Raw genomic sequence first — 25,474 nt, 5'->3', positions numbered from 1 at the left:
ATAATAAGAAGATGGAGCGCGGATATTATCTGATGAAATCCCTCCCGCCTGCACAGAATGCAGGCTCTACAAGACAGGAAAGTTGAGGATATTGGTATGAAGTATTTTGATGTCATCGTCATCGGCGGAGGCCCCTCCGGGCTGATGGCCGCCATCGCGGCCGGTGAACAGGGGGCGGACGTTCTTTTGATTGACAAAGGAAACAAACTCGGCCGCAAGCTGGCCATTTCGGGAGGCGGACGGTGCAATGTGACGAACCGCTTGCCGGTTGATGAGATCATCCGGCATATTCCCGGAAACGGACGCTTTTTGTACAGCGCTTTTTCTGAATTTAACAACGAGGACATCATCAAATTTTTTGAGCGCCTGGGCGTCAAGCTGAAAGAGGAAGATCACGGAAGAATGTTTCCTGTCTCCGACAAGGCGCAGAGCGTAGTGGATGCACTTTTAACAAGGCTTGAACAGCTTCATGTAAGCGTGCGGACAAACGAAAAAGTGAAAACAGTCCTATACAATGAAGAAAAAGCGTGCGGGATCGTGACAGGCAGCGGCGAAGAAATTGGAGCGGGCTCTGTCGTTATCGCTGTCGGCGGGAAAAGTGTCCCGCATACAGGATCGACCGGAGACGGCTATGAATGGGCGGAAAAAGCCGGCCATACGATTACGGAACTGTTCCCGACAGAAGTTCCGGTTACGTCTGACGAGCCTTTTATCAAGCAGAAAACATTGCAAGGCCTATCATTGAGAAACGTCGCTCTCAGCGTATTGAACAAAAAAGGAAAACCGGTCATCACCCACCAAATGGATATGATTTTTACCCATTTTGGACTTTCTGGGCCCGCTGTCCTCAGGTGCAGCCAATTTGTCGTTAAAGAGTTGAAAAAGCAGGAAAACGTCAGGCTGAAAATCGACTTGTTCCCTGATATTCATGAAGAACAGCTTTTTCAAAACATGCATAAAGAATTAAAGGACGCTCCGAAAAAATCACTCAAAAACATGCTGAAGCCTTGGATGCAGGAAAGGTATCTGCTGTTTCTTCTTGAGCGCAACAAGATTGATCCTTCTGAAACGTTTTCATCCCTTTCCAAAGACCGTTTCAGAGCTTTCGTCAAAGACTGTAAAGAGTTTACCGTCAACGTGAACGGCACTCTTTCGCTTGACAAAGCCTTTGTGACCGGCGGAGGGGTTTCCGTAAAAGAAATCGACCCTAAAAAAATGGCGTCCAAAAAAAAGGAGGGGCTTTATTTCTGCGGGGAAATCCTCGATATTCACGGCTATACGGGCGGGTACAATATCACATCCGCGCTTGTCACAGGCAGACTTGCAGGCATGAATGCAGGCGAATTTTCACTTTGCCGAAGAAAAAAATAAAATTGCTCCAAACCCTTGACAAATGTGGAATGGCAGAGTTTCAGCGCAGTGCTGAGACTTGTGCCTTTTTTGAAAAGTATGTTACGGTTAAAGAGTTTTGTTTCACCTGATTGTGGGGTAATAGGGGAAGCTAGGTCAAACTTCCTGAGAGAGAATGAATTTTATATGTGCAACTCATACTAAACATAATGATGGGAGTAAGGACGAAAAATGATTAGAGGGTGAGGATGATTTTGAAAAATATTTCAAGCGTTTTTTGGATTGTGATTGTTATCACAGCAGCAGCTGTATTATGGGGAATCGTTGCTCCTGATAACCTTCAGGCGTTAACGACTTCGATTCAAGGTTATGTTACGAACACACTAGGATGGTATTATTTATTGGTGGTTTCTCTGTTTGTCGCATTCAGCATCTTTTTGATCTTCAGTCCGATCGGAAAGATCAAATTAGGGAAACCTGAAGAAAAACCTGAATTCTCTCGATTATCTTGGTTTGCCATGCTTTTTAGCGCAGGTATGGGCATTGGTCTCGTATTTTATGGCGCGGCTGAACCGATCAGCCATTTTGCCATTAGCTCTCCATCAGGTGAAACAGAAACAGCCCAGGCCTTCAGAGATTCTCTGAGGTATACATTTTTCCACTGGGGATTGCATGCATGGGCGATCTATGCGATCGTTGCTCTTTGCATCGCGTACTTTAAATTCAGAAAAGACGCGCCTGGCTTGATCAGCGCGACGCTGTTTCCGGTCTTCGGCGACAAAGTCAACGGACCGCTTGGAAAAGGGATTGACTGCATCGCTGTCTTCGCAACCGTCGTCGGTGTAGCGACTAGTCTCGGAATCGGCGCCACGCAGATCAACGGCGGACTCCATTATCTATTCGGAGTACCGAACAGCTTTCAAGTGCAGCTGGCAATTATTGCAGTCGTTACCGTGCTGTTCTTAGTTTCCGCATGGAGCGGTATCGGAAAAGGCATCAAGTACTTGAGCAATACGAACATGGTGCTGGCCGGCATCCTGATGATCTTTATGCTGTTCGTGGGACCGACAGTGTTGATTATGAACTCGTTTACGGACACGATCGGAACGTATATCTCCAACGTGGTGCAAATGAGCTTCCGCCTTGCGCCTAATGATCCGGACAGCCGTGAATGGATCAATTCATGGACGATTTTCTACTGGGCTTGGTGGATCTCCTGGTCGCCGTTTGTCGGTATTTTCATCGCCCGCGTATCAAGGGGGCGCACAATCAGGGAATTTTTGATTGCCGTATTGTTTGCCCCTACTGTGCTGGCGTTTCTATGGTTCTCAATTTTCGGGGTTTCAGCGATGGATCTTCAGCAAAAAGGGACTTTTAACATTGCAAAACTGTCTTCAGACACGATGCTGTTTGGCATGTTTCACCACTATCCGCTGGCGATGATTACATCTATCGTTGCCTTGGTGCTCATTGCCGTATTCTTTATCACTTCCGCAGACTCGGCAACATTTGTTCTCGGCATGCAAACGACTTACGGTTCACTGAACCCTGCGAATTCGGTCAAGATATCATGGGGTATCATTCAGTCAGCAATGGCTGCAGCGCTTCTGTATTCAGGCGGACTATCGGCCCTGCAAAACACCGCCATCCTGGCCGCACTGCCGTTCTCAGTCGTCGTGATTTTCATGCTTGTATCGTTGTATAAATCTCTGTCACAAGAGCGGAAAGAAATTAAACAGGCTGAGAAATTCCAGAAGCCAAGAAGCCCAAGGGTGAAAAAAGCATAATTAAGAGGAACAGTAAATAAATTTGACTTATGGTTATAAAAAGTGCTATCAGCAGTATGCTGATAGCACTTTTTATTCGAATTGAATGAAAATCATCAACTTTTTTCTTTTTAACGCTAAATAACCTCCTAGATATTACCGATAAGGAAACTGAAGGAGGTGCAAATTGGAAAATCTCATATTAAAAAATTTAAGGGAGTGTGGGTATAAATTGAAAAAATTAATTAGTTTTATTTCACTAGCAACAGTAGCTTTATTTTTTATTTTGCCAAACATTAGTTTTGCTTCAACATTTACTAACGCTGGTCCTAGCGATCCAGAAACAATTTATGGATACTCAGGAAAAAACACATGGTCACAGAAAGGTTACTGGGATCTAACTAATCTTGACAGCATTCCAGATACTGCCGTGGTTGAATCACTTAAACTCAATTGGAGTGTCAATTTTAATTCTGGAATGAATTACGCTAATACCTATGTTGCTTTATTTGACGAAAAAGGAAATGGAAGTTATATGGACACAGGTACTGCTAATCCTTATTTTAAAGGTGAAAAAGTTAAACAAAAGTGGAGTACCCAATTTTATGTAACAAAAGCACTTTATCCTACATATATAAAGCCTAAACTTTATATATTCTGGAATGATACTGTTTCAGCGCAAGGTGGAAGTTTTTCAATAGAGAACTAATTAATAACAAATAGGGGCTTACGAGTAGCCCCTATTTCACTTAAGGGGTAAAAATCGATTTTGGATTTTTTATGTCCTGTATAAAATTAACGCAGAAAAACAGTAAAGCTGTTCGCCTTGAGGATCGCATGCGGCTGATACGTCATATTTTATATCGACCAGCTGGTCTTCCGACAGCTTTTTTAAGAATTCATTGATCTCATGCTGCAAATCTTTTTCGTGTTCTTCATCAAATACGGCTACCTTCAGCATACGCTCTCTCCTTTCTATAATGAAAGGTATTCGCACACAGCCGAAGTTATGCTTAAAATCCTGATCGAAAGAACCTTGAAGGTCGCCGGCAGGAGGCTCCGAGCGTTTCCTGACATGTGATAAATAAAAAACTTCTTATCTGTACAGATAAGAAGCCGGACCCGCTTATTTTGTTTTCGGCTTTGTGTTTCCGGTCCATTCGAGCATGCCGCCGACCATATTGGTGACATCAAAGCCTTTATCCTGCAAATAGAGGCAGACATTTTCGCTGCGCTTGCCTGATCGGCAGACAAAAATATAAGGCTGCTCCTTTTGGAAGACATCGAGTTTTTCAGGAATATCCCCCATTTTAATGTGAACGGCTTCAGGGATCATTCCTTCAGCCACTTCTTCATCTTCTCTGACGTCAATAATGTTCAGCGTTTCTCCTTTTGCAAGCCTGTCTTTCAGTTCATCAGCCGAAATCTCTTTTATCGTCATCGTTACTGCTCCCTTCAATTGCCTTTAGGTGAGACTATTATAGCAAAAGTCGGGAGGCAATTTCTATTTCAGCAGGTTTTCTCTATCGTCCACTGTCAGGAAACACTGATTTTCCCAATGTCTGGAACGATCCGTCCTGTGCTGCAGAATCGGCTGTGAAGCTTCCCCCTATCAGACAAACAAGCATGACGGTGAAAAAACAAATGGATTTTTTCATATGAGCCCCTCCTTCATTTTATATATTTGATTCTTGGCATGCTGCGATTTTTCCAGGTAAAGCGCGCTTTTTTCATAGTCGCCGGACTTCATGTAGTAATCGGCTATATCTTTTGTCAGTTCGGCAACATGAGGCCATAGCCGTTTATCGCTCATGTATTCAAGCGAAAGTTCAATATCGAGCGGATGGCCCGCATCATACAGGGCGAAAATCAGCCTGAATTTCGCCGCGTATTCATCCTCCCCTTGTTCCGCCGCTCTGGTAAATCCCTCTTTGCAGAGACGTCTCGCTTCTTCGGGAGAACCGTTTTTGTACATGAGGTGGGACAGCTCAAAAAGGGTGTTAATGCCAAAGACCGATTGCTCATGGACACCGATTGAAAGAGCTTTTCTAAAGTGTTCCTCCGCCAAAAGCGGCATGCTGCATTTGGCGTAGTTCAGACCCATATTATGATAGATCAGCCCGATGATTCGCCGGTTTTGGAGGGAAACGGCCTGATCAAGCGCCCGGCCGTAGTGTTCCTCGGCTTGTTTGATGCGGAACAGTTCAAACTGAACCGACCCGAGAATCATTTCGCACCCGATCGTTTTGTCTATGTATTCTTTATGCTTGCTGAAAAGTGAGAGCGCTTTTTCGGAGTAGTTCAACGATCTGAAATGATCATCTATTTGGTAGTAGGCAGTTGCGATCTTATAGTAAAATTCCGCTTTTTCAATTTCATCGGTCAGTTTATGCAGCTTCATTTCCGCTTTTTTGTAACAGCTGATCGCCTCAAGATAGTTTTTCTCATAAAACTCATACATGCCTGAAAAAAAGAAAAAATAGTACTGAATGATGTCATCCGCGTTCTTAACCGTTTCCTTCTGCCTTTTAATCTTCCGGAAGAGCTCGGCTGATTCTGCAAACTGCTCCATCATCAATTTGCAGCGGTAGTCCAAAAGCTGAAAATAGAGCTCCAAATCTCTGTTTTTCTCCATTTTAGAGAGCAGGTTTCGGATCTCGTATCTCAAAGATACAGCCTGGAGCGCTTCATGGCGCTTGATCATGGTGTACCACTGATTCAAGAGCCCGGCCGCTTTTTCGTATGCCGCTTTCGCTTCCACTTCTTCATTCATCCTTTCTTCTTTTTAAAAACACAAAAATTACATTTATTAACTTTATTTTACAGAAAATAATTGTTATTGGCAATTATTTTTATGAATAAGTGCAAGGAGTGGCATCAGCTCCAATATTTGAGCTGGCTTTCGAGGTTTTTGGCTGAAACAAGGCCTTTTTGGAATTGGTTCGGACAGGTGAGGTTGTATTTTTTAATTTTTAGGTTGATGGCATCGATCAGCGCTTCGCGCTGATTCGATTTGATCGCTTTTTCAATCTCTTGTTTAATTTCCTTTTGCAGCTTCAGCCACTCCGGCAGATAACGGGCGTTTTTAAGAGTTGACGAAAGCGCATCCCCTTCGAGCGCCTCTTTGCTGAGCGGTCTTCCAAAACCGGGGAGGGACTTGAAGTCGTCTTTCTTTTCGCTTTCCTTTACAGCTTGATCAATCCAGTGAAGATATCGTTTTTCAAATTCTTCACTCATGTGGGCCATCTCCTCTCATCACACCTGAAGCAAAGGTTCAGGTGTGTCTTGTCGTTACGACAGTTCCCCTCTGTTCTACGGCCTCCGCTTTTTTCAATACTTGATATGCCAGCCACATGACCGCATAGCTGAGCAGGCTGACGCTGAAAAAAGGAACAATTCCGGGCAGAAAGGCAAAAGCGATATAAAGCACGGCAGCAACCGCCATCATTGTTAATGTATACTGTAAATACGATATGCCCAGAATCAGCGAAAACTTAAAATACATCCGCTTCTTCCAATCGAAATGGGCGAGCAGCGGGAACATATAAAACAGCATAATTAAAAACAAAAACCCAAAAATCATAATGACGAACCGGAGAACGTGCAATAGGAAATGCTCCGGATAAATAAAAGCAAGGTCAACATAAATGATGATGCCAACTGCCGCCAGAATAAGACCGATGACGTTGGAACGAAAAAACTCGCCGCGGTACGCCTGCCAAAACGTTTTACATATCGGAATATCGGTTTTGCCCATAATCCATTTTCTCATCACGGAAAACAATGCAGTCGTCGCCGGCATAAACCCGAAGACGCCAAGGCCGAGCAGCGTAAAAACAAACCACAGCAGATTGGCGTAAAAAAACTTCAGCACCCATTCACAAAAACTCAGCACCCTTCCCATGGAGACGCTTTGTTCCACGAATTCCCCCCCTTTATGTATATTGCCGGGTATACAGAAGTTCACTGATTCCCATCGGCTTTTTTTCTTTGATGGAGCGCCATAATGCCTCGCCGGCTGCAATTGAATAGGCGCCTGCTTCGGCACCGGCCAGAATGTCGTAATTCCTCAACGGGTCTCCTCCGCCAAACAGCTCTTCCAAAAGCAGCGGATCTCCTCCGCCATGCCCGCCGGGCTGCCTGACGACGCGAATCGTTTCTTTCGATTCAAACAGCGGATAATAATCGATGGTCTGTTCGGGAACTTCAAATGGAACCCTTGCCGGCGCATGATATTCCTGCGTTTCAAGCCTTCCCTTTGTCCCGTTGATTGCAAGCCGGTAGCCTTCATACGGGGCTGAAAAATGGACGGAGTAATTCAGCAGCGCCCCTTTGTCGTATTTCAAAACGGCTGCATACGTGTCCTCGATATCGATTTCTTCATCGAAAATACACGCGTCAGGCCTGTAATCGGTATAGAGCAGATGCTGGCTTTCGTTGGTCTTGACATGATCGTCCTGCGGGTCGCCTGCCTGCCACCTCATATAATAGCGGCAATTCTTCTTGACATGGCATGTTCCGCAATAGCGTTTTTCCCCTTTTTCAGGATTCATTTCGCCGCCGGGTCCGTAGTAGTACAGGCCTCCATAGGCAAAAACCTCGCGAGGCGTTTGATCAAGCCACCAATTGACAAGGTCGAAATGATGGGTTGACTTATGGACGGAAAGCCCGCCGGAGTATGCTCTCATCCTGTTCCAGCGTTTAAAATAGCTTGCGCCGTGATACGTATCGATGTACCAGTTCAAGTCAACCGACGTAATCTTGCCGAGCTTTCCTTCAAGTATCAGCTCTTTGATCTTGCGGTGGTACGGATTGCAGCGGTAATTAAACGTAACGGTCACTTTTCCTTTGCTCGCGGCTTCGGCTTTTAATACGGCTGCCGCATCCCGTGCCGTTGTCACCATCGGCTTTTCAGTGACCACATCGATATTCGCCTGTAAAGCGCCTAATATATAGCGGACATGCGTATCATCACGGCCTGCTACAATAATGGCGTCCGGCTTGATTTTATCAAGCATTTCGGTAAACGCTTTCTCCTTGAAAAACGGGACAGGACGAAGCGCCGGAAACCTGTCTTTGCAGACTTCTTCCCTTAGCGGATCGCTGTCCAGGAGCGCGGCGATGCGGTGTTCTTCCCCGTATTTTCCCACTAGAGGCTCGATAAACATGTTAAAAGCGCGGCCGCTCAGACCGCATATCGCATATGTTTTCATCGGTTCCTCCCCCTTTCATTTTCAGCGAAGCGCTTCGATGAGTTCCATCGCTTCAGGGGTTTTCTTCGCATAGACCGGTATGAAAGCTGCCATGTCTGTATTCAGCTGAAACGTATAGCCGTTCAAACGTTTTTCTCCTTTTTCAATGACAGCCGCATACAGCTGTACGTCCCCGTTTTTGCCCGGAGCGCTGTATGGCTCTTTTTCTTTCGAAGCAACTTTCAATGGCTGAAGTCCTTCAGGATCGTAAAAAGGTTTAAACATGTCTTCTGGAACGATAAACAGATCTCCTTCTTTCGCCGCAATTTCAACTAGAAGTTTTTCCGGTGCAGCCGGGAAAACGGTGATGTTGAGCTGTTCTTTCCCGGCTGCGCGCTGGACGTTTTCCTTTATTTCAGCCGGTGCATCCGAAAAGATCAATACGTCTGTTCCCCGGCCCCCATCCTGTCCGCATGAGGAAAAAAGAAGCACTGCTGCAAATAGAAGGACGGAGAAAGCGAAGTTCTTCACTTCGCTGCCTCGCGGGAAAAGCGGCCGGTCTTTTCAAGTTCTACAAGAGCCATGATCAATGCGCCGACACCGTGAAGATCGTTGGTGCTTTTTTCCCGCCCGACATAATAATCGTATGTCCCTGCAGAAGTTCCGACGCAAATATCTTTTAAAAGCAAGCCTTCTTTTGCGCTCAGCTCGATTTTCTCTTCGACGAGTCCTTTGAAAGCCTTTGCGGCTCTATCAATATATGATGAATCGATATAGCCCATGCGAGCTCCTTTCGTCATCGCGTACATATATAAACACGAGCAGGAGCTTTCAAGCCAATTGTCCGGAAGTCCGCCTTTATCGACAACCTGGTGCCATAACCCTGTGCGTTCATCTTGAAAATTGGCAATGCTTTTGACCATCTCTTGAAGCACCCGGGTCCACTCCTGTCTCGTGTCATGCCCCTGCGGGAGCAGTTCGATCATATCGCTCAGTGCAAGCGCGTACCAGCCGATTGACCTTCCCCAAAATTCGGGAGAACAGCCTGAAACGGGGTCGGCCCAGGGCATTTCCCTCTTTTCGTCCCACGCATGATAATACAATCCCGTCCGACAGTCTTTCGTATGTTTTCTCATCAGTTTTTCTTCGAGGATGACCATATCGTACATTTCAGGCTCATTGAACGCTCTTGCATACTTAAGTGCGAAAGGCCCTCCCATGTACAACCCGTCAAGCCACATTTGGTAAGGGTATTTATCTTTATGCCAAAACCCGCCTTCTTCTGTTTGATTCAGCGTATCAAAAAGGCCCTTCAGCTTTTTGGCGGCTTTACGGTAGCGTTCATCGCCCGTTTCATCATACAAAGGATAAAGGATAAGTCCGGCTTGTATGGCGTCCAGTTCATCCCTCCTGAAATAAAAATTCCCGCAGCCGTCAATGAGCTCATTGGCGTATTCTTTTACATAGTTGAAATATGCTTCTTTCCCCGTTTCTTCCCAGAGGCGAATCAAGCCGCACAGAAATACACCCTGATGGTAGTGCCAGCGTCCGGCCGGCGGCAGCTCCTTTGGTGTATACGCTTTCATTATTGTTTTGGCCGCTTCTTCGGCAATGTAAAGAGGCGTTTTTGTGATGAGAGATTGATTCATGTCATTCAATTCCTTTCATCAAAAAATATTAATATATTCCTTCTTCTCCAAACTTCTTCGCCATCCTGTTTGCAAATATGACAAGAATGAGACCGACAGCTGCTTTAAATAAACCGACGGCTGTACTGTAGCTGAACTGCCCCTGCTTTAATCCGGCCGTGTATACATACGTATCAAAGATCTCGGCCACTTCGCGGTTCGTTGCATTTAAAAGCAGATACACATGCTCAAAGCCGAGTTCGAGCGTATCGCCGATTTTCAAAATAAGTAAAACAACGATGACGCTTCTGATCGCAGGTAGTGTGACATGCCACATCCTCCTCAGGCGATTGGCCCCGTCCATTTTCGCCGCTTCGTAAAGCTGCGGATCGACAGCGGTAATCGCCGCCAAATAAATGATCGTCGACCAGCCGGCTTCCCTCCAGATGACCTGGAGAATGTACATCGGCCTGAACCAGCTTTCATTCAGCAAAAAGTTGATCTTTTCTCCGCCGAAGTAGGCGATGATCTCATTGATCAATCCTCCGTCAACCGTCAACAGAACGAATGAAAGCGATACCACAATGACCCATGACATAAAATGCGGAATATAGATCAGCGTCTGGACAAACTTTTTGAACAATGCGACTCTGACTTCATTCAATAAAAGCGCCAAAATAATCGGTATCGGAAAGAATACAACAAGGTTGAGGAAAAACAAAATCAATGTATTCTTCAGAAGCATAAAAAACGTCGGTTCGGTGAACAGCCTTTCAAAATGCTTAAAACCCACCCATTCGCTCCCCGTTATGCCGAGAAACGGCTGGTAATCCTGAAACGCTATGACAATCCCCCACATCGGCACATACTTAAAAAGCAAAAAATAAATCAGTCCCGGCAGAATCATCAAATATAAATATTTTTGCTGGAGAAGCTTTTCCCAAAAACGCGTCTTTCGTTTTTTTTCAACAATATGGGCCGGATTTTTTCCGGTCTGGACATCGGCTGCTTTCATAAACGACCTCCCTTCGTGATGTTTGCTTTCACTTTATCCCACCATGAAAAAATAAATCTACAATCATATCATCACATCGGCCGCACCTCGCCCGGCAGCCGGCAAAACCTAATAAAATGAAACGATGGTTAGAAAATGATTATTGACAAATTCACACAAAAGTCGAATTAATTATATATGAACAACTCAAACGAAGATTTGTTGGGGGGGAATTTATGAAGAGAAAACAATATAAGTTTTACTATAAGCTGGTGACCTTCTTTCTCGTTCTGAGCACCATTCCGGTCATCATCGTCGGCTTTTTTTCCTATCAGAGATCAGCGGAAACCATTGAACAAAACGTTACAAACGAAAAGCTCCAAACCGTTGGCCAGACACAGCTAAATATCGAGCATATTTTAAAAACGGTTGACCATTCCTTCACCAATTACGTCCGTTCCTATCCTTTAATTCAGACACTCAGCCGCACCATTACACCAGAACGCTTTCAGCTGTATAACCAAATCAACAAGGAATTAAACGAACTGCAGACATTCGATACCGATCTGTCGGATATCACGCTGATCAGCCAAGAAAAAAAGTGGTATATCAACAATTCCGGTTTATATCCTTTAGATCAAGGAAAACAAGCCATCACGATCTCGCTTTACAACGCCTTAAAAAGCCGCTCCAGCTGGGTGCTTGAAAAAAACAACGACCTTGTCGCCACAAAAGAAGGGGCTTCGGGCAACTGCCTGTACAACGTCAATCTGGTCAAACAGCTTCCGCTGAACAGCATGGAAAACAGAGGCCTTGCGATCGCAAGTATTCCTTCTTGTTCGCTTGTCAAGCGCATGCCGCATCATTCAAAAACAAACAGCATGATGGTGCTTGATGACAACGGACGGATCATCCTTCACTCAGACCCGTCAATGATTGGGCAATCGATCAAACAAGACGATTATTTCAAAACAATCCGCCGGCATCAGGAAAAAAACGGCCAGTTTGATACAACAGTCAACGACACCGCCTATAACATTACATACCAGAAATCAGATTACAATAATTGGATATACATTTCGTTAACGACCATTCCGGAACTCTATCAGCAGACGGCATCAATCGGCTGGTTTACGTTTACGATCTGCGTCATTTTGTTAGCGCTTTCATACCTGTTTTCCTGGTTTGGTTCTCGTCATTTTTACAGGCCAATCAAGGTTTTGTACGAATCCGTCTCAGGCTTTTCTGCGGGGGCCGCTTCAGGCCAGGAGAAACCGAAAAACGAATTTGAACTGATTGAACGGAATATTAAAGAGATGAAAAATAAAAACCATGATCTGAAGGTGCGCGTCGAACAGCAGGTCACCCAGCTGAAGCAGTATTTTTTAACAAGGCTTTTGCTCGGCAAGCTGAGCGAAGAAGAAATCAAAGACCGCTTTACAGGGCTCGGCTTCCCTGAAGATTGGAGCCACCTGTCCGTTTTTGCCTTGCAAATTGATACATTGAAAGACACATCATATGATAAAAAGGATCTTGATGTCCTGCTGTTTGCGATCAACAGCCTTGTCGAACGATCTGTGCCCAAGAATAAGCGCCTCCCGCCGGTTGTCATTGATAAAACGCAGACCATCATCATGCTGAACCGCGGACAGCCGCTGGACAGGTTTCAGGAGGACTTGGAGCATACAGCATCATCCATCAGGGATAAAATTCATGAGGAACTTGGATTGTTCGTCAGCATCGGCATCAGCCAGCCGTTTACAAGCCTTGCAATGTCGAAGCGCGCTTATTTGGAAGGGCTTGAAGCGCTGACATACCGTCTGAAATCAGGAAAACACGCGGTGATTTTCTATGAGCATCTTGACCGTAACAAAGCGTTTTTAACCCAGTTTCCAAAGCAGATCCAAAATGAACTGTTTGAAGCTATTAAAACGTGCAACCGTAAACAAGCGGCCGAACAGCTTCACCTTCTCCTTGAATCGATTTGTTCTGAAAACATGAATCCGCATCACTGCCAGGTAGCGATTGCAAGGCTCTTGAACAACTTGATTGAATTTATGCATTTGCTTGGAATCGAAATTTTTGAACCGAACGAAAATACGATGCTGTACGACGACGTCTTTGAGCTGACGACCATCGAGGAGATCGAAAGTTGGCTGAACGCGCAGATCATCGTCAAAATGATCGATACCCTCAGCATCAGAGAAGAATCACAATACAAAAACATCTCAGAAAAAATCGTCCATATTATCCAGCAGGAATTCGACACGGACTTGACGCTCGAATCGATCGCAGGAAGGCTTCATTACAACCCCAACTATTTAAGCAGCATCTTCAGGAAAGAAATGAAAATATCGTTCAGCGAATACTTGTCATCCTACAGGCATCATGTCGCGAAAAACTGGTTGACAGAAACGACGCTGTCCGTAAAAGAAATTTCTGAAAAACTGAAATACAAAAATCCGCAGAATTTCATCCGCTCATTTAAAAAGCTGGAAGGAATCACGCCCGGCAAATACCGCGAGCTGAAAACTCATTCGGCATAAAAAGACAATCCCGGCTTCCCGGGATTGCCTTCTATTTTTCTGCTTTTTTAAATGACTCTTCATATTCTTCTATTACTTGATCTCCGCCGTTCGTCCGCCATTTTTCAACCGCTTTCTCGAACTGGCTTTCATCCGTTTTGCCGAGGATGAATTGATATGTGGCATCGTCAATGATCTTTTGCAGTTCATCGCCTCTTTCAGATGCGGCCGGTGAGTACAAACTTTCGGCCGGATTTGAGACGATGATCTCATTATTGTCCTCTGTCAGCTCTTCATATTTTGTGCGGAGCGGATCTCCCGTATTTTTCAAATATTGTTTATCAATGCCGACGAGAGAGACGAGCGGCTGAATTTCCGCCTGCCAGTCTTTCAGTTTTTCATCAATTCGTTTGAATTGTTTTTCCCCTTCTTTTTTATAGTGAACCCCTTCGATCCCGTAAGTCATCAGGCTGTAAACATCCTCTTCGGCGATCCGGTCGAAAAAGGCCAGGATCCTCTTCAGCTCTTTTTCTGTTTTGACGCTTGTTTTCGGGAAGGCAAAGATTCCGTTATGCCCGCCTGATGCCCAGACGCGTTCCTTTCCGTCCGGTCCTTTGATCCGATTGATGATCTCAAGCTCCATTTTATCATCGACAGACTGGTCTCTTAAATTGACGGCATCGACCATATTTCCGACATAAATGCCGGCTTTCCCTTGTGAAAACATCTCCTGCTGCTGCGTTTTGCTCGTAACCGGGAAGTCTTTGTTGATCAGCCCTTCATCATACAGTTTTTTCATATATTTCATCGTATCCATGTACTCTTTTGTCATGAAGTCAGGCGTGAACTTGCCGTCTTTTTCCTCCCAGTCAGTCGGCATGCCCATATAGGACCCCAATGTTTTAAAGGCGCCGTAGATCAAATCGTTTCTGTCGGTAAAGCCGATCGTATCGTTCTTTCCGTTTTGGTCAGGATCTTTTTCTGTAAATGCCTTCGCTGTTTCGTAAAGTTCATCAACCGTCTTTGGTATATCGAGCCCAAGGTTGTCAAGCCAGTCTTTACGGATGACAACCCCCTGTCTTGATAACGGGCGCTCCCTGTAGATGCCGTAAAGCTTTCCGTCGATTGAAGCGTTTTTATTGATCAGCTTGTTCATCTTGCTTAAATTCGGATAATCCTTTAAATAAGGACCAACCTCCCAAAACATCCCCGATCTGAACGCATTCATGACAGATGAATTTTTAATGTCCTGAATGGTGACGACTTTCGGCAGGTTTCCGGCGGCGAGCGCTGAGTTTAAGCGGTCTTCTTTTACTGCATCAGGCACCCACATTAAATCGAGCTTTGTATTGGTGAGCTCCTCGATTTTTTTAATCGCTGTATCCTTCGGCGGCTGCTGATGATAAAGGATTACCATCCAGCTCAAATCCAAAGGCGAGTTCAGATCGACTTTCTCATCCTTTGTAGAAGCCTGATCTGCTCCGCTTTTCGAACAGCCAAACAGTCCGCCGGCCAAAAGCGCGAACGCAAAAATCGCTATCAGCCATTTTTTCCCCATATTGTCCCCTCCGTTTTTATCCTTTAATTGACCCTAAAAGAGCGCCTTTTGCAAAGTGCTTTTGAATAAACGGATACACGAGCAGCACCGGTATGGTTGCAACGACAATGACCGCCATTTTGATCGTTTGTTCCGGCGGCGCCGCGGCTGCCCCCATCTCCGTCATATCCCCTTGCATACCGCTTGATACGATGACAATCTGGCGAAGCAAAACTTGTATCGGCCATTTTGTCGCATCGCTCAAGTACAGAATCGCTTGCATGTACGTATTCCAATAGGTGACGGCGTAAAACAGCGAAATTGTCGCAATCGCCGGCAAAGACAACGGAAGAATGATGCGGAAGAAAATTCCGATGTCATTGCAGCCGTCGATTTTGGCGGATTCCTCGAGGCTTGACGGTATGTTTTGAAAAAAGTTCTTTAAAATGATCAAGTTAAACGCATTGATGGCCGTCGGAAGAATCAGAGACCAATAGGTATCGAGCAAGCCGAGCGATTTTACAACGAGAAAGGTCGGGATCATCCCTCCGCTGAACAGCATCGTGAACACGACCAAGAACATGAGGACGCGCCTTCCCATCAGCTCCTTTCTCGATAACCCGTATGCCATTAAAGAGGATAGAAACATGCTGACCGCCGTCCCTGCGGCTGTGACAAGAATAGAAATGATTAAGCTTCTGTACACAATGTCAGTTGAAAAAATATACCTGTACGCATCCAGCGAAAAAGTCGTCGGTATTAAGATAAACTTTTTCGAAATGACCTCCTCAACTGTCGCAAAAGAGGCTGCGATAACATGAATGAACGGCAGCACACAAACCAATCCGAACCCTGTTAAAAATGAATAATTCAATATGTCAAACACGCGGCTTCCAGCAGAATGCCTGATCGTCATTTCCCCCTCCTTGTAAGCGCTGTCAAAATATTACGATATCGTGTCTAAAATGTAGCAAACAGAAAGGAGAGCGTCTATAATCATTTTTTAAGCAGGATCAGAAAAGCGGAGAAAAAGATCATCACCTTAGAAGATGATACGTCAGTCTTCATCAAGGATGTCTGAGGTGCTGACTTTCGGCTTGAACCACAGTTCCCGAATGGCGGAATCGATCGACCACGGCCGCCCCTTATTGTCGCTGACAGCATAATATGTACCGTATGTTTTGACGGATTCGATTGCGGCTTTAAAGATTTGAACGAGGTCGGGGTGGGATAACAGCGTTTTTTTGCTCCTCGGTTTTGCGCGCAGCGTTTCTTGCTCATTTTCAGCGGCTGTCCCGATCCGCAGATTGATCACGGAAACCTTGGCGTCTGATTGGTGCGAGAAAAGATAGCCGAGATTTTCGGACGCCAATTTTAGCAAGCCGTACAAGCTTTTGGACTGCGGGTAGTCATCCGTGTTGATCTTCCTCCCCAGCAGAGAATCGCCGTTCTTTTCATACACATCTGTCACATGGTTGCTGCTTGCAAATACCACCTTCGGCACGCCGAGCTCCGCCGCCGCCCGCAAAATCGTATATGTCGCTTTAAAAAAGATATCCGTCATTTTCTCAAACTCCCGCCGGTCAAGCAAATCGCCTGTAGGCTTGACAGCCAAAAGGTTGATCACCGCATCCGTATTCAGAGGAATGCTTTTCACGACTTCATTGTAATCTGCCGCATCCACCCGGACAAACCGGACAGCCGGCTTTTCATCCGGTTCTTTTAAATCCAGCACTGTCACCTCGTATCCTTCGCCTGCCAATCCGCCCGCTAACACGCGTCCGACCGTGCCGTTCCCTCCGATGATCGTCACCTTTTTCACAGTGATTCACCTCCTGTTTTACAGCCATGTTTTTAAGAAACCGATCGCTTTATGCCTCATTCCGGCTGTCTCGAAGTGCCCTGAATGAGAGCGAAACACTTCATAGCGTTCACCGGCGCCTTTTTCTTTATACACATCGGACAGCTTTTCTTCAATGAGGTCAATTCCTTGAACTGGCGTTAGTTTATCTGCGGTTCCGACCAGGCTTAAATGGGGCCTTGGAGCGATCAGGCTTTCGATTTGAGCGGTTGAAAAGTGCTTGACCAGCCCTGGAACATACGAATAGAGATTGTGACGGTCCAAATTCTGCGTCTTGATTAATGTTTCGCTGTCCACCTGCGCGCATATATCAACGCATACGCTGACCCGTTCATCCAATGCAGCAGTCCACCAGGCCATCAGACCACCCATCGACATGCCGAGTGAAGCGATGCGGCTTTCGTCTGTGTCCTCACGCATGCTCAGGTAATCGATGGCTCTGATGCTGTCGAAGACCATCATTCCCCACATCACCCGTCCTGTCCAAAGCATTTCTTTAAATATCTCACTCTCCGTTTTGCCCCGCCTGTCTCCGAAAGCCCAATGGTCAATCGCAAGCACGGAAAATCCCAAGGCCGTCAATTCCTCGGCGAACGGCGGCGTTTGCAAGTAATCCGCTCCTTCAATCAGCTCCTCCTTTCCCCTTTCGTAACGTCCTCCGTGTGAATGACAGTAAAGCACGGCCGGCCGCTTGCCGTTCATCTGTTTCGGTTTTGCAAAATAGGCCGGTACCGCTTCAATTCCGTTTAAATCAAGCAAAAGCGTTTCAAGAATAAAAGATGACTTTTCTTCAATTTTAAGAGTGCTCACATCAATGCTTTTTTTCTCCGGCAAATCGCCGAGCAGTTTGAAAAGTTGACTGCGCATCGTGTTCCCCTTTCTTTTTTCCGTTTGATTCATTAATACGATTTGAAAGGGCGTTTTACCTTTTTCCAGATGATAAGTTGACGGAAGTTCACCACAAACAAGGCGCTGGTCAGCATGATAAACAGTAATATCCAGGGTGATGAAAACAAAAGAAGCAGCGAGAAGCACCCCATGAGAAAGAGGCAGCCTATTTTGTAAACGCGACCGGACAGCAGCTTGTAAGCAGCGGCAAGACCGCACAGCGAGTTGCAGATGAAAAAGGCGTTTGCGATCAGGACCAGTGTCTCAACATTAAGAAAGTGAAACATCAGGCAGACAAAAACGACGGTATGAATGAAAAACATAAGCCCCAGTGCTGCCATCGGCTGATTTCCCCTTGATCTGCGGGCAAACAGCCCGCCGGCCTGCGATGCCACCAGCCTGGCTGCTCCGCCTGTCACCTGAAAATAAGCGCACATGCAGAGAACAGCGGTGAGCACAGCGATCACCGGCAATGCAAAAGATCCGAACAACGGCGTCAGCATCATCGCCAGCTTCAATTGTCCGTTTGCGAAGAACCCCGGATCAATCCATTGAACAGCTGCCGCAGTCGCCACATATATGAGCGTTACCGTCAGACTGCTGATCACGACGGCCCGGGGAATCGTTTTCCCGCGGTTTTTCACTTCCATGCTGTAGTTGCCGACGATTTCCCATCCGACTAATGCCCAGAACAGCAGCAGCAATCCGCGGCCAAAATCGGCAAACTGAAATGTTCCGTCTACGAGCGGCCCCTCACGAAAGTAAGGCACAGAAGCTGCGCTGCTTCCAAACAGAATGAGGGCCGCGGCAGTGGAAAAAATGAGTGCAACCATGCCGACAAATGAAAGATTAAAGCAAAGGACTACCATACAAAAGATAAAAAAAATGAAGCCGTACAGTTCAGCAGGAAATGCCGTGCCGGCCGCAAGAGAGTGAATATATTCGCCGGCCGTCATTAATACGGCGGCGGGGCCGAAGCTCGCAGCCATGATAAAATAAAAGACTGCCAACTTTTTAACACGGGAACCGAACGCTTTTTCAGCCGCATAAGCAATCCCGGCATCATTCGGATACTCGACGCTCAATCTGGCAAAAATCCAGGCAAATAAAAAACCGATTCCCAACATCAACAGCCATGCAAAAATCGCATAGTCCCCCGCTGTCTGATGAATCATCGGCGGCAGCAGAATGATTCCCGACCCTAAAATAGGCCCCGTCATCAGCCCGCTTAATAATAAAGGGCCAAGCTTTTTTTCTCTCATACTGATACAATCCTTTCGCAAAGTCGTTTAAAATGATTGTAATCTTGTTTAATTCATCAGTAAAATAGATATTATCGATCTGCAACTTCGAATTTTTCGATATAAAATAAAAGGGAGATGGACGAGATGGAGATCCGACATTTGAAAACATTCAAAACCATCGTGGATATCGGCGGTTTTACCCGTGCTGCCGATTATTTGGGATATGCGCAGTCCACTGTGACTTCGCACGTTCAAGCAATCGAACAAGAATTAAGAAAGCCGCTGTTCTACAGGCTGGGGAAAAAAATGATGCTGACAGAAGCAGGAAAACACCTTCTCCCTTATGCCGCAGAAATGGTCGAACTGTATGAAAAAGCGAGGCACATTCCGGAAAACGACCAGGAGCCGTCGGGAAACTTGATCATCGGCGCCTCGGAATCTTTAACGGTTTACAGATTGCCTGCCATTCTTCACGAATTTACTAACAAATATCCGCAGGTCACGGTCACATTAAAGTCTTCCACGTGCTGGCAGCTGAGAGATGAATTGAAGCAGGGAAAAATCGATGTCGCTTTTCTTTTGGACAACGATCGGAAAGAAAACGACCTTCATGTTGAAAAGCTGGTCAATGAGCCGATGGTGTTCATCTTTCCAAAGGAACACCCGGCAGGACAAAAGGCCCTTGATGATTTGACTTTTACCGCAAATGAAACGTTTTTATATACGGAGCACGGCTGCAGCTACCGTGATTTTTTTGAGGAGTATTTACGTCAAAGGGGAGTCATTGCCGACCATACGATGGAATTTTGGAGTGTCGAAGCGATTAAACAGTGCGTGATGTGCGGTTTGGGCGTATCCCTTCTTCCTTTGATCACAACGCGCACTGATATCGAAGAAGGAAAGCTTCAGGGCACGCTTGTCCGCGACGCCCTGTTTTCCACTCAAATGGCTTATCATAAAAACAAATGGCTTTCTCCTGCAATGGCGGCTTTTACAGATATCGTCCGCACGAAAGCAAGAGACTGGGCACAGGCATAACGTTCCTATATCTAAATGCCTTCGGTATTCATCAGCACGATCCGCCAGCCGTCCGGATCTTCCACTGTTGCTCCTTTGTCCTTCCAATACAGATTTTCAGGCGGCACTTCGTGATGGCCCATGTCAGCGAGCCTTTTTAAAATACTCTTGATTTCCTTCTGATCAGGAATATAAAAGACGAGCAGATTGTCTTTGGTCGGTGCCGGACAAGGGCTGCCTCCGATATGGGAGGTGAATTCAAGGTGATATTGGACATTCGGCAGGCCGAACATGACGCCATGATACCCTTGATGTCCGGAAAAACCGCCAAGCTTTTTCAGGCCGAGCCCCTTTTCGTAAAACGCAACGATTTCGTCAAAACGGTCTGTAGGCCGGGCGATTCTGACCTGTACGGCGGAAAAATCGGAAAAATGCATCATCATCATCTCCTTTTTTCCCATTTTAAGCGGTCACGGATCATTTGAAACGAAGCGAAAGGCTGAAATATTTTCATCCTTTCGGCGGAATGACAGGGCTTTCAGATTATTAAAAAAATCCCAAAACGGCTTTTAGTTTTGGGATTTTGTCATCCTTTGTCCCGCAATTCTTGCAGTCTGGGAAAGCCGAGCATCGGAGCGGTCTTCCACAGGATGTGGTGACGGCGGTGTTAGGCGGTTAGCCGCCTGATCTTTCCTCCTATCGTAAGCACCGGCTTAGCAGGCCTGCCAACGAATGCGCGGGTTTGTCGGCACGCTGAAAAGCCCCTTCAGATTGAAGGGGCTTTTCCATTAATTTGCGACAATATTTACAAGCTTTCCAGGTACAGCAATCACTTTTCTGATCGTTTTTCCTTCGAGCTGTTCTTTTACTTTTTCATTGTTTTTCGCCAGCTCTTCAAGCTGTTCTTTGTCGGCGTCGGCTGGAACGTTCAGCTTCGCTTTCACCTTTCCGTTCAGCTGAACGACGATTTCGACTTCGTCATCAACGAGCTTTGCTTCATCATAGACAGGCCATGCTTCATACGTGATCGTTTCCTCATGTCCAAGTCGGCTCCACAGCTCTTCAGCCAAGTGAGGCGCAACAGGAGACAGCAATTTCACGAAGCCTTCCATGTATTCTTTCGGAAGCTGATCAGCTTTATATGCTTCATTGATGAAGACCATCAGCTGAGAAATACCTGTATTGAAGCGCAGACCTTCGAAATGGTCTGTTACTTTCATGACCGTTTCGTGGTAGACGCGCTCAAGCGTTTCGCCGGCTCCTTCAACGATCTTCTCGTTTAACCCGCCATTGTCATCGATGAACAGACGCCATACGCGGTCAAGGAAGCGGCGGGCGCCGTCAAGTCCTGTCGTTGACCAGGCGATCGATGCATCCAAAGGCCCCATGAACATTTCGTACAGCCGGAGCGTGTCCGCACCATGAGTCTCCACTATTTCGTCCGGATTGACGACATTGCCTTTGGATTTGCTCATTTTTTCGTTGTTTTCACCAAGAATCATTCCTTGGTTATAAAGCTGTTTGAACGGCTCTTTCGTCGGAACGACCCCGATGTCATAAAGGAATTTATGCCAGAAGCGCGCATACAATAAGTGAAGAACGGCGTGTTCCGCACCTCCGATATACATATCGACAGGAAGCCATTCCTGTAATTTTTCAGGGGAAGCCAGTTCGTTCGGGTTTTTCGGATCGATGTAGCGCAGGAAGTACCAGCAGCTTCCCGCCCATTGCGGCATCGTATTCGTTTCGCGTCTTCCCTTTTTGCCTGTTTCAGGGTCTGTCACTTCCACCCATTCTTTAATGTTCGCAAGAGGGGACTCACCCGTTCCGCTCGGTTTGATTTCCGACGTTTTCGGCAAGATCAGCGGCAGCTCTTCTTCAGGAACCGGAGTCGATGTGCCGTCTTCCCAATGGATGACCGGGATCGGCTCGCCCCAGTAGCGCTGACGGCTGAACAGCCAGTCGCGGAGGCGGTATGTTACCTTTTTCTCGCCCTTCCCGTTTTCCTCAAGCCACTGAATCATTTTTTCGATCGCAGCCGCTTTATCAAGGCCGTTCAGAAAATCTGAATGGATGTGTTCGCCGTCGCCTGTATAAGCTTCTTTCTCAACATCTCCGCCTTTGACGACTTCTTTGATCGGCAGCCCGAATGCTGATGCGAATTCGTGGTCCCGCTCATCATGGGCAGGGACGGCCATGACCGCTCCGGTTCCGTATGTAGCCAAGACATAGTCCGCGATCCATACCGGAATTTTTTCCCCGTTTGCCGGATTGACGGCATAAGCACCTGTGAAGACGCCTGTCTTTGTTTTGGCAAGGTCTGTCCGCTCCAAGTCGCTCTTTGATTGAACTTCTTCGATATAGGCGTCGACCGCGTCTTGCTGTTCAGGCGTCGTGATTTTTTGAACCAAATCGTGCTCCGGAGCCAAAACGGCATATGTGGCACCGAATAATGTATCAGGCCGCGTTGTGAAAACCGTAAACATTTCGTCTGTGCCGTCGACCGCAAAATGAACATGCGCCCCTTCGGAACGGCCGATCCAGTTGCGCTGCATCTCTTTGATGCTTTCCGGCCAGTCGAGTTCTTCCAGATCTTCAAGGAGACGGTCGGCATAAGCGGTAATCTTCAGCATCCACTGCTTCATTGGACGGCGTTCTACAGGATGGCCGCCGCGTTCGCTTTTGCCGTCGATGACTTCTTCATTGGCAAGAACGGTTCCAAGCGCAGGACACCAGTTTACAGGGACTTCATCTACATAAGCGAGACCTTTTTCGTAAAGCTTTAAGAAAATCCACTGCGTCCATTTATAGTAGTCCGGATCTGTTGTATTGACTTCTCTGTCCCAGTCATACGAAAAGCCGAGCGCTCTGATCTGGCGGCGGAAGTTGTCAATGTTCTGTTCGGTAAAGACGGCAGGATCGTTTCCCGTATCCAGCGCATATTGTTCCGCAGGAAGCCCGAATGCATCCCAGCCCATCGGATGGAGGACATTGTACCCTTGCATCCGTTTCATGCGGGACAAAATGTCAGTTGCCGTATAGCCTTCAGGGTGTCCGACGTGAAGGCCTGCGCCTGACGGATACGGAAACATGTCCAATGCATAAAATTTCGGTTTGGATTTATCTTCACGCGTGGCGAACGTTTTATTTTTAAGCCAATAGTCCTGCCACTTTTTCTCGATTGTTTGATGGTCAAAACTCAATTGTAAAAACCTCCTTTGAATATGAGTACGGCTTCTTTGTATTCAAGTATGGACGGGACTGGCAGCGTTATATTCAGATTATTCTAAAATCAAAAAAACTCTCCCATCCCTAAGAAGGGACGAGAGATTTCCCGCGGTACCACCCTTGTTAGTGTGCATGCGGCACACTCACTTGATATCTGTAACGCAGATACGCGGCAGCAGCTCATCACTGCTGCAACTCTGAGGCGAGTTCGGAAGCTCATTTGATTGACTTTCACCAGCCGTCAACTCTCTGAAACAAAATGGGCTTCTTACTGCTCCTCTTCACTGTTCTTGCCGTAACCGTAATCTTATCTGTATTTTATAGAATTCTGTTCATAAGTGCAAGCAGGTTTGTATACAATGGGAATGTGCTGAAAAAAGGGTAAGAGTGAGGATCTTAATCGTGTGGAGATTTGTTTTGCCGTTCGGAGTTCTGTACATTTGCCTGCTGTTCTCTGACAAAGTCAAAGCTTCTCAATACAGCTTCACCGCCGTAGCCGGCAATGATCGATAACACGACAAGCTGAATTCCAGAATCAGGTTCCGCAGATAAAACAAGCAAAATAGAAGCAACCATTCCGACAAGAATATCTTCAAAAAATCCAAGGTAAATGAATCGTTTCGTTGTTCTCGGTTTCTCGAGGCGCCCTCTTTTTTTAACGTGCCCGAGAACCCCCATAATCCCTCCAATCAAACAAGCAACCAAAACTTGATGCAGCATCTTCATCACCTTCCTAAAGCCCTTAGTTTAGTCAAGCGACTTCAGGCCATCGAGCAGCCCCCCTAGACCCCTTGCGATGATATTCGATACTACCATACAGAAAATGTGTTCTGTCTGAGAAGAAAAAAAGCTTGTTTCTTCCATTATATGTGAAGATTTGGTTGATAATCTTGATTCCTTCGATTCATTTTCATATAATTACAATTACCTATTTTTTCTATACCACTTATGCATCTGATTGAGCGGAGAGCTGCTTTTCCTTCCTGTCGTATAAAAACGCCGTTCCTATTGCGAACAGCAGCAATACGAGCAGAACCGCAAGCAAAAGCTGCATATTGAAATAATCAACCAGCATTCCGCCAAAAAGCGGCCCGATCATTCTTCCGCCGGTCGCCATACTGTTGACAAACCCTTGATAAAACCCTTCTTTTCCCCTCGGAGCGAGACGGTTGGCGATTGTCGGCACAGCCGGCCATACAAGCATTTCGCCAATGGTCAGCACAACCATCGCGGCAAGAAACGCCGGAAACCGTTCAGCGCCAAACAAAATTCCGTATGCCATCATAAAAATGACAAATCCGATCACGATTTGGTTTTTCAGCGATTCGGCAAACCGTTTCACAAAAAAACCGATCAGCGGCTGACCGAAAACAATGAGCGCCCCGTTCACTGTCCAAAGTACGCTGTACTGCCCAAGAGATATCCCCAGCTCCTGGGTGTGTGAAGCGATGGTCGAGGACCATTGCGAATAAGCGACCCAGCCGAGCAGGTAGCCCGTACATATAACCAAAAGCGCGGAGAATCTAGATTTCCCGCTGACTGAATCGGCATGATCCAAAACAGAAGACTGCATGGCTTTTTCAGACCGAATGCGTCTAAATCCGAAAATCGCAATCATGAAAAAGACGGCATATAGCATCGCATTCGCCAGAAAAACATACGTAAATGAAAAAGACGCGACAATTCCGCCGAGCGCTGAACCAACTGCCACCCCTGCATTTTGCGCCACGTATACAGCATTGAACGGCTTTCTGCCGCCTTCCGGCCAAACCGAGCCGGCCATTGCATAGCATGCCGGAAACACGATCCCTGATCCAAAACCGGCCAGTGTTAAGAAAAGAATGTATTGGAACCACTCGTGAAAAAAGACGAGGCCTGAAAGGCTCGCAAACGTGATCACAATTCCAAGTACGACGGTTTTAAATCCGCCGATTTTATCGAATAGATATCCCCCGAACAGGTTGCCCAGCACATTTGCCCCTGAGTTCAGCATCAGCACAAATCCGGCCGCTGTCAGCGACTTTCCCAAATGCTGATGGATATAGATGGTATTCAGCGGCCATAAAAAAGATGCCCCTGTGACATTGATAAACATTCCGATGACCAATAGCCATAATGTGCGCGGCATAGCGTTTCCTTCTTTCTCTTTAGCATTTCCTCTAGATTCTATTCGTTTTGCCCATTTTTTTCAATTGACACGATTTCGATTTTCAACATAAAAAACCCCCTTTTTAAAGGGGGAAT

At 46.3% G+C, this 25,474-nt stretch carries 24 protein-coding genes and 1 other annotated feature; of the genes, 5 read left to right on the top strand and 19 right to left on the bottom strand.

Features of this window, described 5'->3' with window-relative positions; all coding sequences use genetic code 11:
* Positions 1-96 precede the first annotated feature (96 nt).
* The 3 genes from M1E03_RS05805 to M1E03_RS05795 all read left to right on the top strand — a co-directional run bounded on the left by M1E03_RS05805 (position 97) and on the right by M1E03_RS05795 (position 3,825).
* Positions 97-1,371 carry a BaiN/RdsA family NAD(P)/FAD-dependent oxidoreductase gene (locus tag M1E03_RS05805; RefSeq protein WP_105981151.1) on the top strand — a complete coding sequence of 425 codons (1,275 nt, stop codon included), beginning with the start codon at positions 97-99 and terminating at the stop codon, positions 1,369-1,371.
* A gap of 230 nt (positions 1,372-1,601) precedes the next feature.
* Entirely contained in the window at positions 1,602-3,137 is a 1,536-nt protein-coding gene (gene opuD / locus M1E03_RS05800; RefSeq protein WP_283931703.1) for a glycine betaine transporter OpuD, read from the top strand.
* 166 nt (positions 3,138-3,303) lie between these two features.
* Complete coding sequence (locus tag M1E03_RS05795) at positions 3,304-3,825, top strand: hypothetical protein (RefSeq protein WP_103750243.1); 522 nt, start codon at positions 3,304-3,306, stop codon at positions 3,823-3,825.
* Between the two features lie 69 nt (positions 3,826-3,894).
* On the opposite strand, the gene M1E03_RS05790 is transcribed toward M1E03_RS05795, so the two are convergent.
* From M1E03_RS05790 to M1E03_RS05745, 10 genes are all read right to left on the bottom strand, one after another.
* Positions 3,895-4,077, bottom strand: a complete 183-nt coding sequence (locus tag M1E03_RS05790; RefSeq protein WP_003184510.1) for a sporulation protein Cse60 — start codon at positions 4,075-4,077, stop codon at positions 3,895-3,897.
* A 165-nt stretch (positions 4,078-4,242) separates the two neighbouring features.
* Positions 4,243-4,557: a rhodanese-like domain-containing protein gene (locus M1E03_RS05785; protein ID WP_020452637.1), complete on the bottom strand. Its 315-nt coding sequence runs from the start codon at positions 4,555-4,557 to the stop codon at positions 4,243-4,245.
* A gap of 82 nt (positions 4,558-4,639) precedes the next feature.
* Complete coding sequence (locus tag M1E03_RS05780; protein WP_023855526.1) at positions 4,640-4,774, bottom strand: hypothetical protein; 135 nt, start codon at positions 4,772-4,774, stop codon at positions 4,640-4,642.
* A complete protein-coding gene (locus M1E03_RS05775; RefSeq protein WP_195536458.1) occupies positions 4,771-5,889 on the bottom strand; it encodes a response regulator aspartate phosphatase in 1,119 nt (372 codons plus the stop codon). Before M1E03_RS05775 ends, M1E03_RS05780 begins: the two co-directional genes overlap by 4 nt.
* Positions 5,890-5,993: 104 nt before the next feature.
* Positions 5,994-6,353 (bottom strand): DnaJ family domain-containing protein, encoded by a 360-nt coding sequence (locus M1E03_RS05770; protein WP_023855528.1) that lies wholly within the window; start codon positions 6,351-6,353, stop codon positions 5,994-5,996.
* A gap of 37 nt (positions 6,354-6,390) precedes the next feature.
* Positions 6,391-7,038 (bottom strand): YesL family protein, encoded by a 648-nt coding sequence (locus M1E03_RS05765; protein ID WP_023855529.1) that lies wholly within the window; start codon positions 7,036-7,038, stop codon positions 6,391-6,393.
* A 13-nt stretch (positions 7,039-7,051) separates the two neighbouring features.
* Positions 7,052-8,329: a Gfo/Idh/MocA family oxidoreductase gene (locus M1E03_RS05760; RefSeq protein WP_095290797.1), complete on the bottom strand. Its 1,278-nt coding sequence runs from the start codon at positions 8,327-8,329 to the stop codon at positions 7,052-7,054.
* Between the two features lie 21 nt (positions 8,330-8,350).
* Positions 8,351-8,839, bottom strand: coding sequence for a hypothetical protein (locus M1E03_RS05755; protein WP_039072929.1), 489 nt, complete (start codon positions 8,837-8,839; stop codon positions 8,351-8,353).
* Positions 8,836-9,957 carry a glycoside hydrolase family 105 protein gene (locus M1E03_RS05750; RefSeq protein WP_368679372.1) on the bottom strand — a complete coding sequence of 374 codons (1,122 nt, stop codon included), beginning with the start codon at positions 9,955-9,957 and terminating at the stop codon, positions 8,836-8,838. Before M1E03_RS05750 ends, M1E03_RS05755 begins: the two co-directional genes overlap by 4 nt.
* 28 nt (positions 9,958-9,985) lie before the next feature.
* The gene (locus M1E03_RS05745; RefSeq protein WP_020452644.1) at positions 9,986-10,951 is read right to left on the bottom strand and encodes an ABC transporter permease; all 966 of its coding nucleotides are present in this window, start codon (positions 10,949-10,951) and stop codon (positions 9,986-9,988) included.
* A 215-nt stretch (positions 10,952-11,166) separates the two neighbouring features.
* Between M1E03_RS05745 and M1E03_RS05740 the strand changes: the two genes are divergently transcribed.
* Complete coding sequence (locus M1E03_RS05740; protein ID WP_026579047.1) at positions 11,167-13,476, top strand: helix-turn-helix domain-containing protein; 2,310 nt, start codon at positions 11,167-11,169, stop codon at positions 13,474-13,476.
* Positions 13,477-13,507: 31 nt separating this feature from the next.
* On the opposite strand, the gene M1E03_RS05735 is transcribed toward M1E03_RS05740, so the two are convergent.
* The 5 genes from M1E03_RS05735 to M1E03_RS05715 all read right to left on the bottom strand — a co-directional run bounded on the left by M1E03_RS05735 (position 13,508) and on the right by M1E03_RS05715 (position 19,003).
* Positions 13,508-15,013 carry an extracellular solute-binding protein gene (locus tag M1E03_RS05735; protein WP_023855847.1) on the bottom strand — a complete coding sequence of 502 codons (1,506 nt, stop codon included), beginning with the start codon at positions 15,011-15,013 and terminating at the stop codon, positions 13,508-13,510.
* 16 nt (positions 15,014-15,029) lie between these two features.
* Positions 15,030-15,908, bottom strand: coding sequence for a carbohydrate ABC transporter permease (locus M1E03_RS05730; RefSeq protein ID WP_020452647.1), 879 nt, complete (start codon positions 15,906-15,908; stop codon positions 15,030-15,032).
* Positions 15,909-16,049: 141 nt separating this feature from the next.
* Positions 16,050-16,814: an NAD-dependent epimerase/dehydratase family protein gene (locus M1E03_RS05725; RefSeq protein WP_458110718.1), complete on the bottom strand. Its 765-nt coding sequence runs from the start codon at positions 16,812-16,814 to the stop codon at positions 16,050-16,052.
* An 18-nt stretch (positions 16,815-16,832) separates the two neighbouring features.
* Positions 16,833-17,720 carry a dienelactone hydrolase family protein gene (locus M1E03_RS05720; protein ID WP_023855844.1) on the bottom strand — a complete coding sequence of 296 codons (888 nt, stop codon included), beginning with the start codon at positions 17,718-17,720 and terminating at the stop codon, positions 16,833-16,835.
* Positions 17,721-17,752: 32 nt separating this feature from the next.
* Complete coding sequence (locus tag M1E03_RS05715) at positions 17,753-19,003, bottom strand: APC family permease (RefSeq protein ID WP_095290793.1); 1,251 nt, start codon at positions 19,001-19,003, stop codon at positions 17,753-17,755.
* A 126-nt stretch (positions 19,004-19,129) separates the two neighbouring features.
* Here M1E03_RS05715 and M1E03_RS05710 point away from each other — a divergent pair, with 126 nt between their 5' ends.
* A complete protein-coding gene (locus M1E03_RS05710; protein WP_020452651.1) occupies positions 19,130-20,023 on the top strand; it encodes a LysR family transcriptional regulator in 894 nt (297 codons plus the stop codon).
* 11 nt (positions 20,024-20,034) lie between these two features.
* Here the strand turns inward: M1E03_RS05710 and M1E03_RS05705 are convergent, their stop codons facing one another.
* The 4 genes from M1E03_RS05705 to M1E03_RS05690 all read right to left on the bottom strand — a co-directional run bounded on the left by M1E03_RS05705 (position 20,035) and on the right by M1E03_RS05690 (position 25,358).
* Positions 20,035-20,442 (bottom strand): VOC family protein, encoded by a 408-nt coding sequence (locus M1E03_RS05705; protein ID WP_458110792.1) that lies wholly within the window; start codon positions 20,440-20,442, stop codon positions 20,035-20,037.
* Positions 20,443-20,790: 348 nt separating this feature from the next.
* Complete coding sequence (gene leuS, locus M1E03_RS05700) at positions 20,791-23,205, bottom strand: leucine--tRNA ligase (protein WP_020452653.1); 2,415 nt, start codon at positions 23,203-23,205, stop codon at positions 20,791-20,793.
* Between the two features lie 112 nt (positions 23,206-23,317).
* Positions 23,318-23,524, bottom strand: a binding site (T-box leader).
* A 102-nt stretch (positions 23,525-23,626) separates the two neighbouring features.
* The gene (locus M1E03_RS05695) at positions 23,627-23,956 is read right to left on the bottom strand and encodes a DUF4257 domain-containing protein (RefSeq protein WP_016885609.1); all 330 of its coding nucleotides are present in this window, start codon (positions 23,954-23,956) and stop codon (positions 23,627-23,629) included.
* A gap of 220 nt (positions 23,957-24,176) precedes the next feature.
* Positions 24,177-25,358, bottom strand: coding sequence for an MDR family MFS transporter (locus tag M1E03_RS05690; protein WP_020452654.1), 1,182 nt, complete (start codon positions 25,356-25,358; stop codon positions 24,177-24,179).
* Positions 25,359-25,474: the final 116 nt, after the last annotated feature.

It is taken from the genome of Bacillus sp. PK6-013 (genome assembly GCF_054161445.1).
Note: the sequence above shows the minus strand (reverse complement) of the source record. Positions and strands in the feature narration are given on the sequence as shown.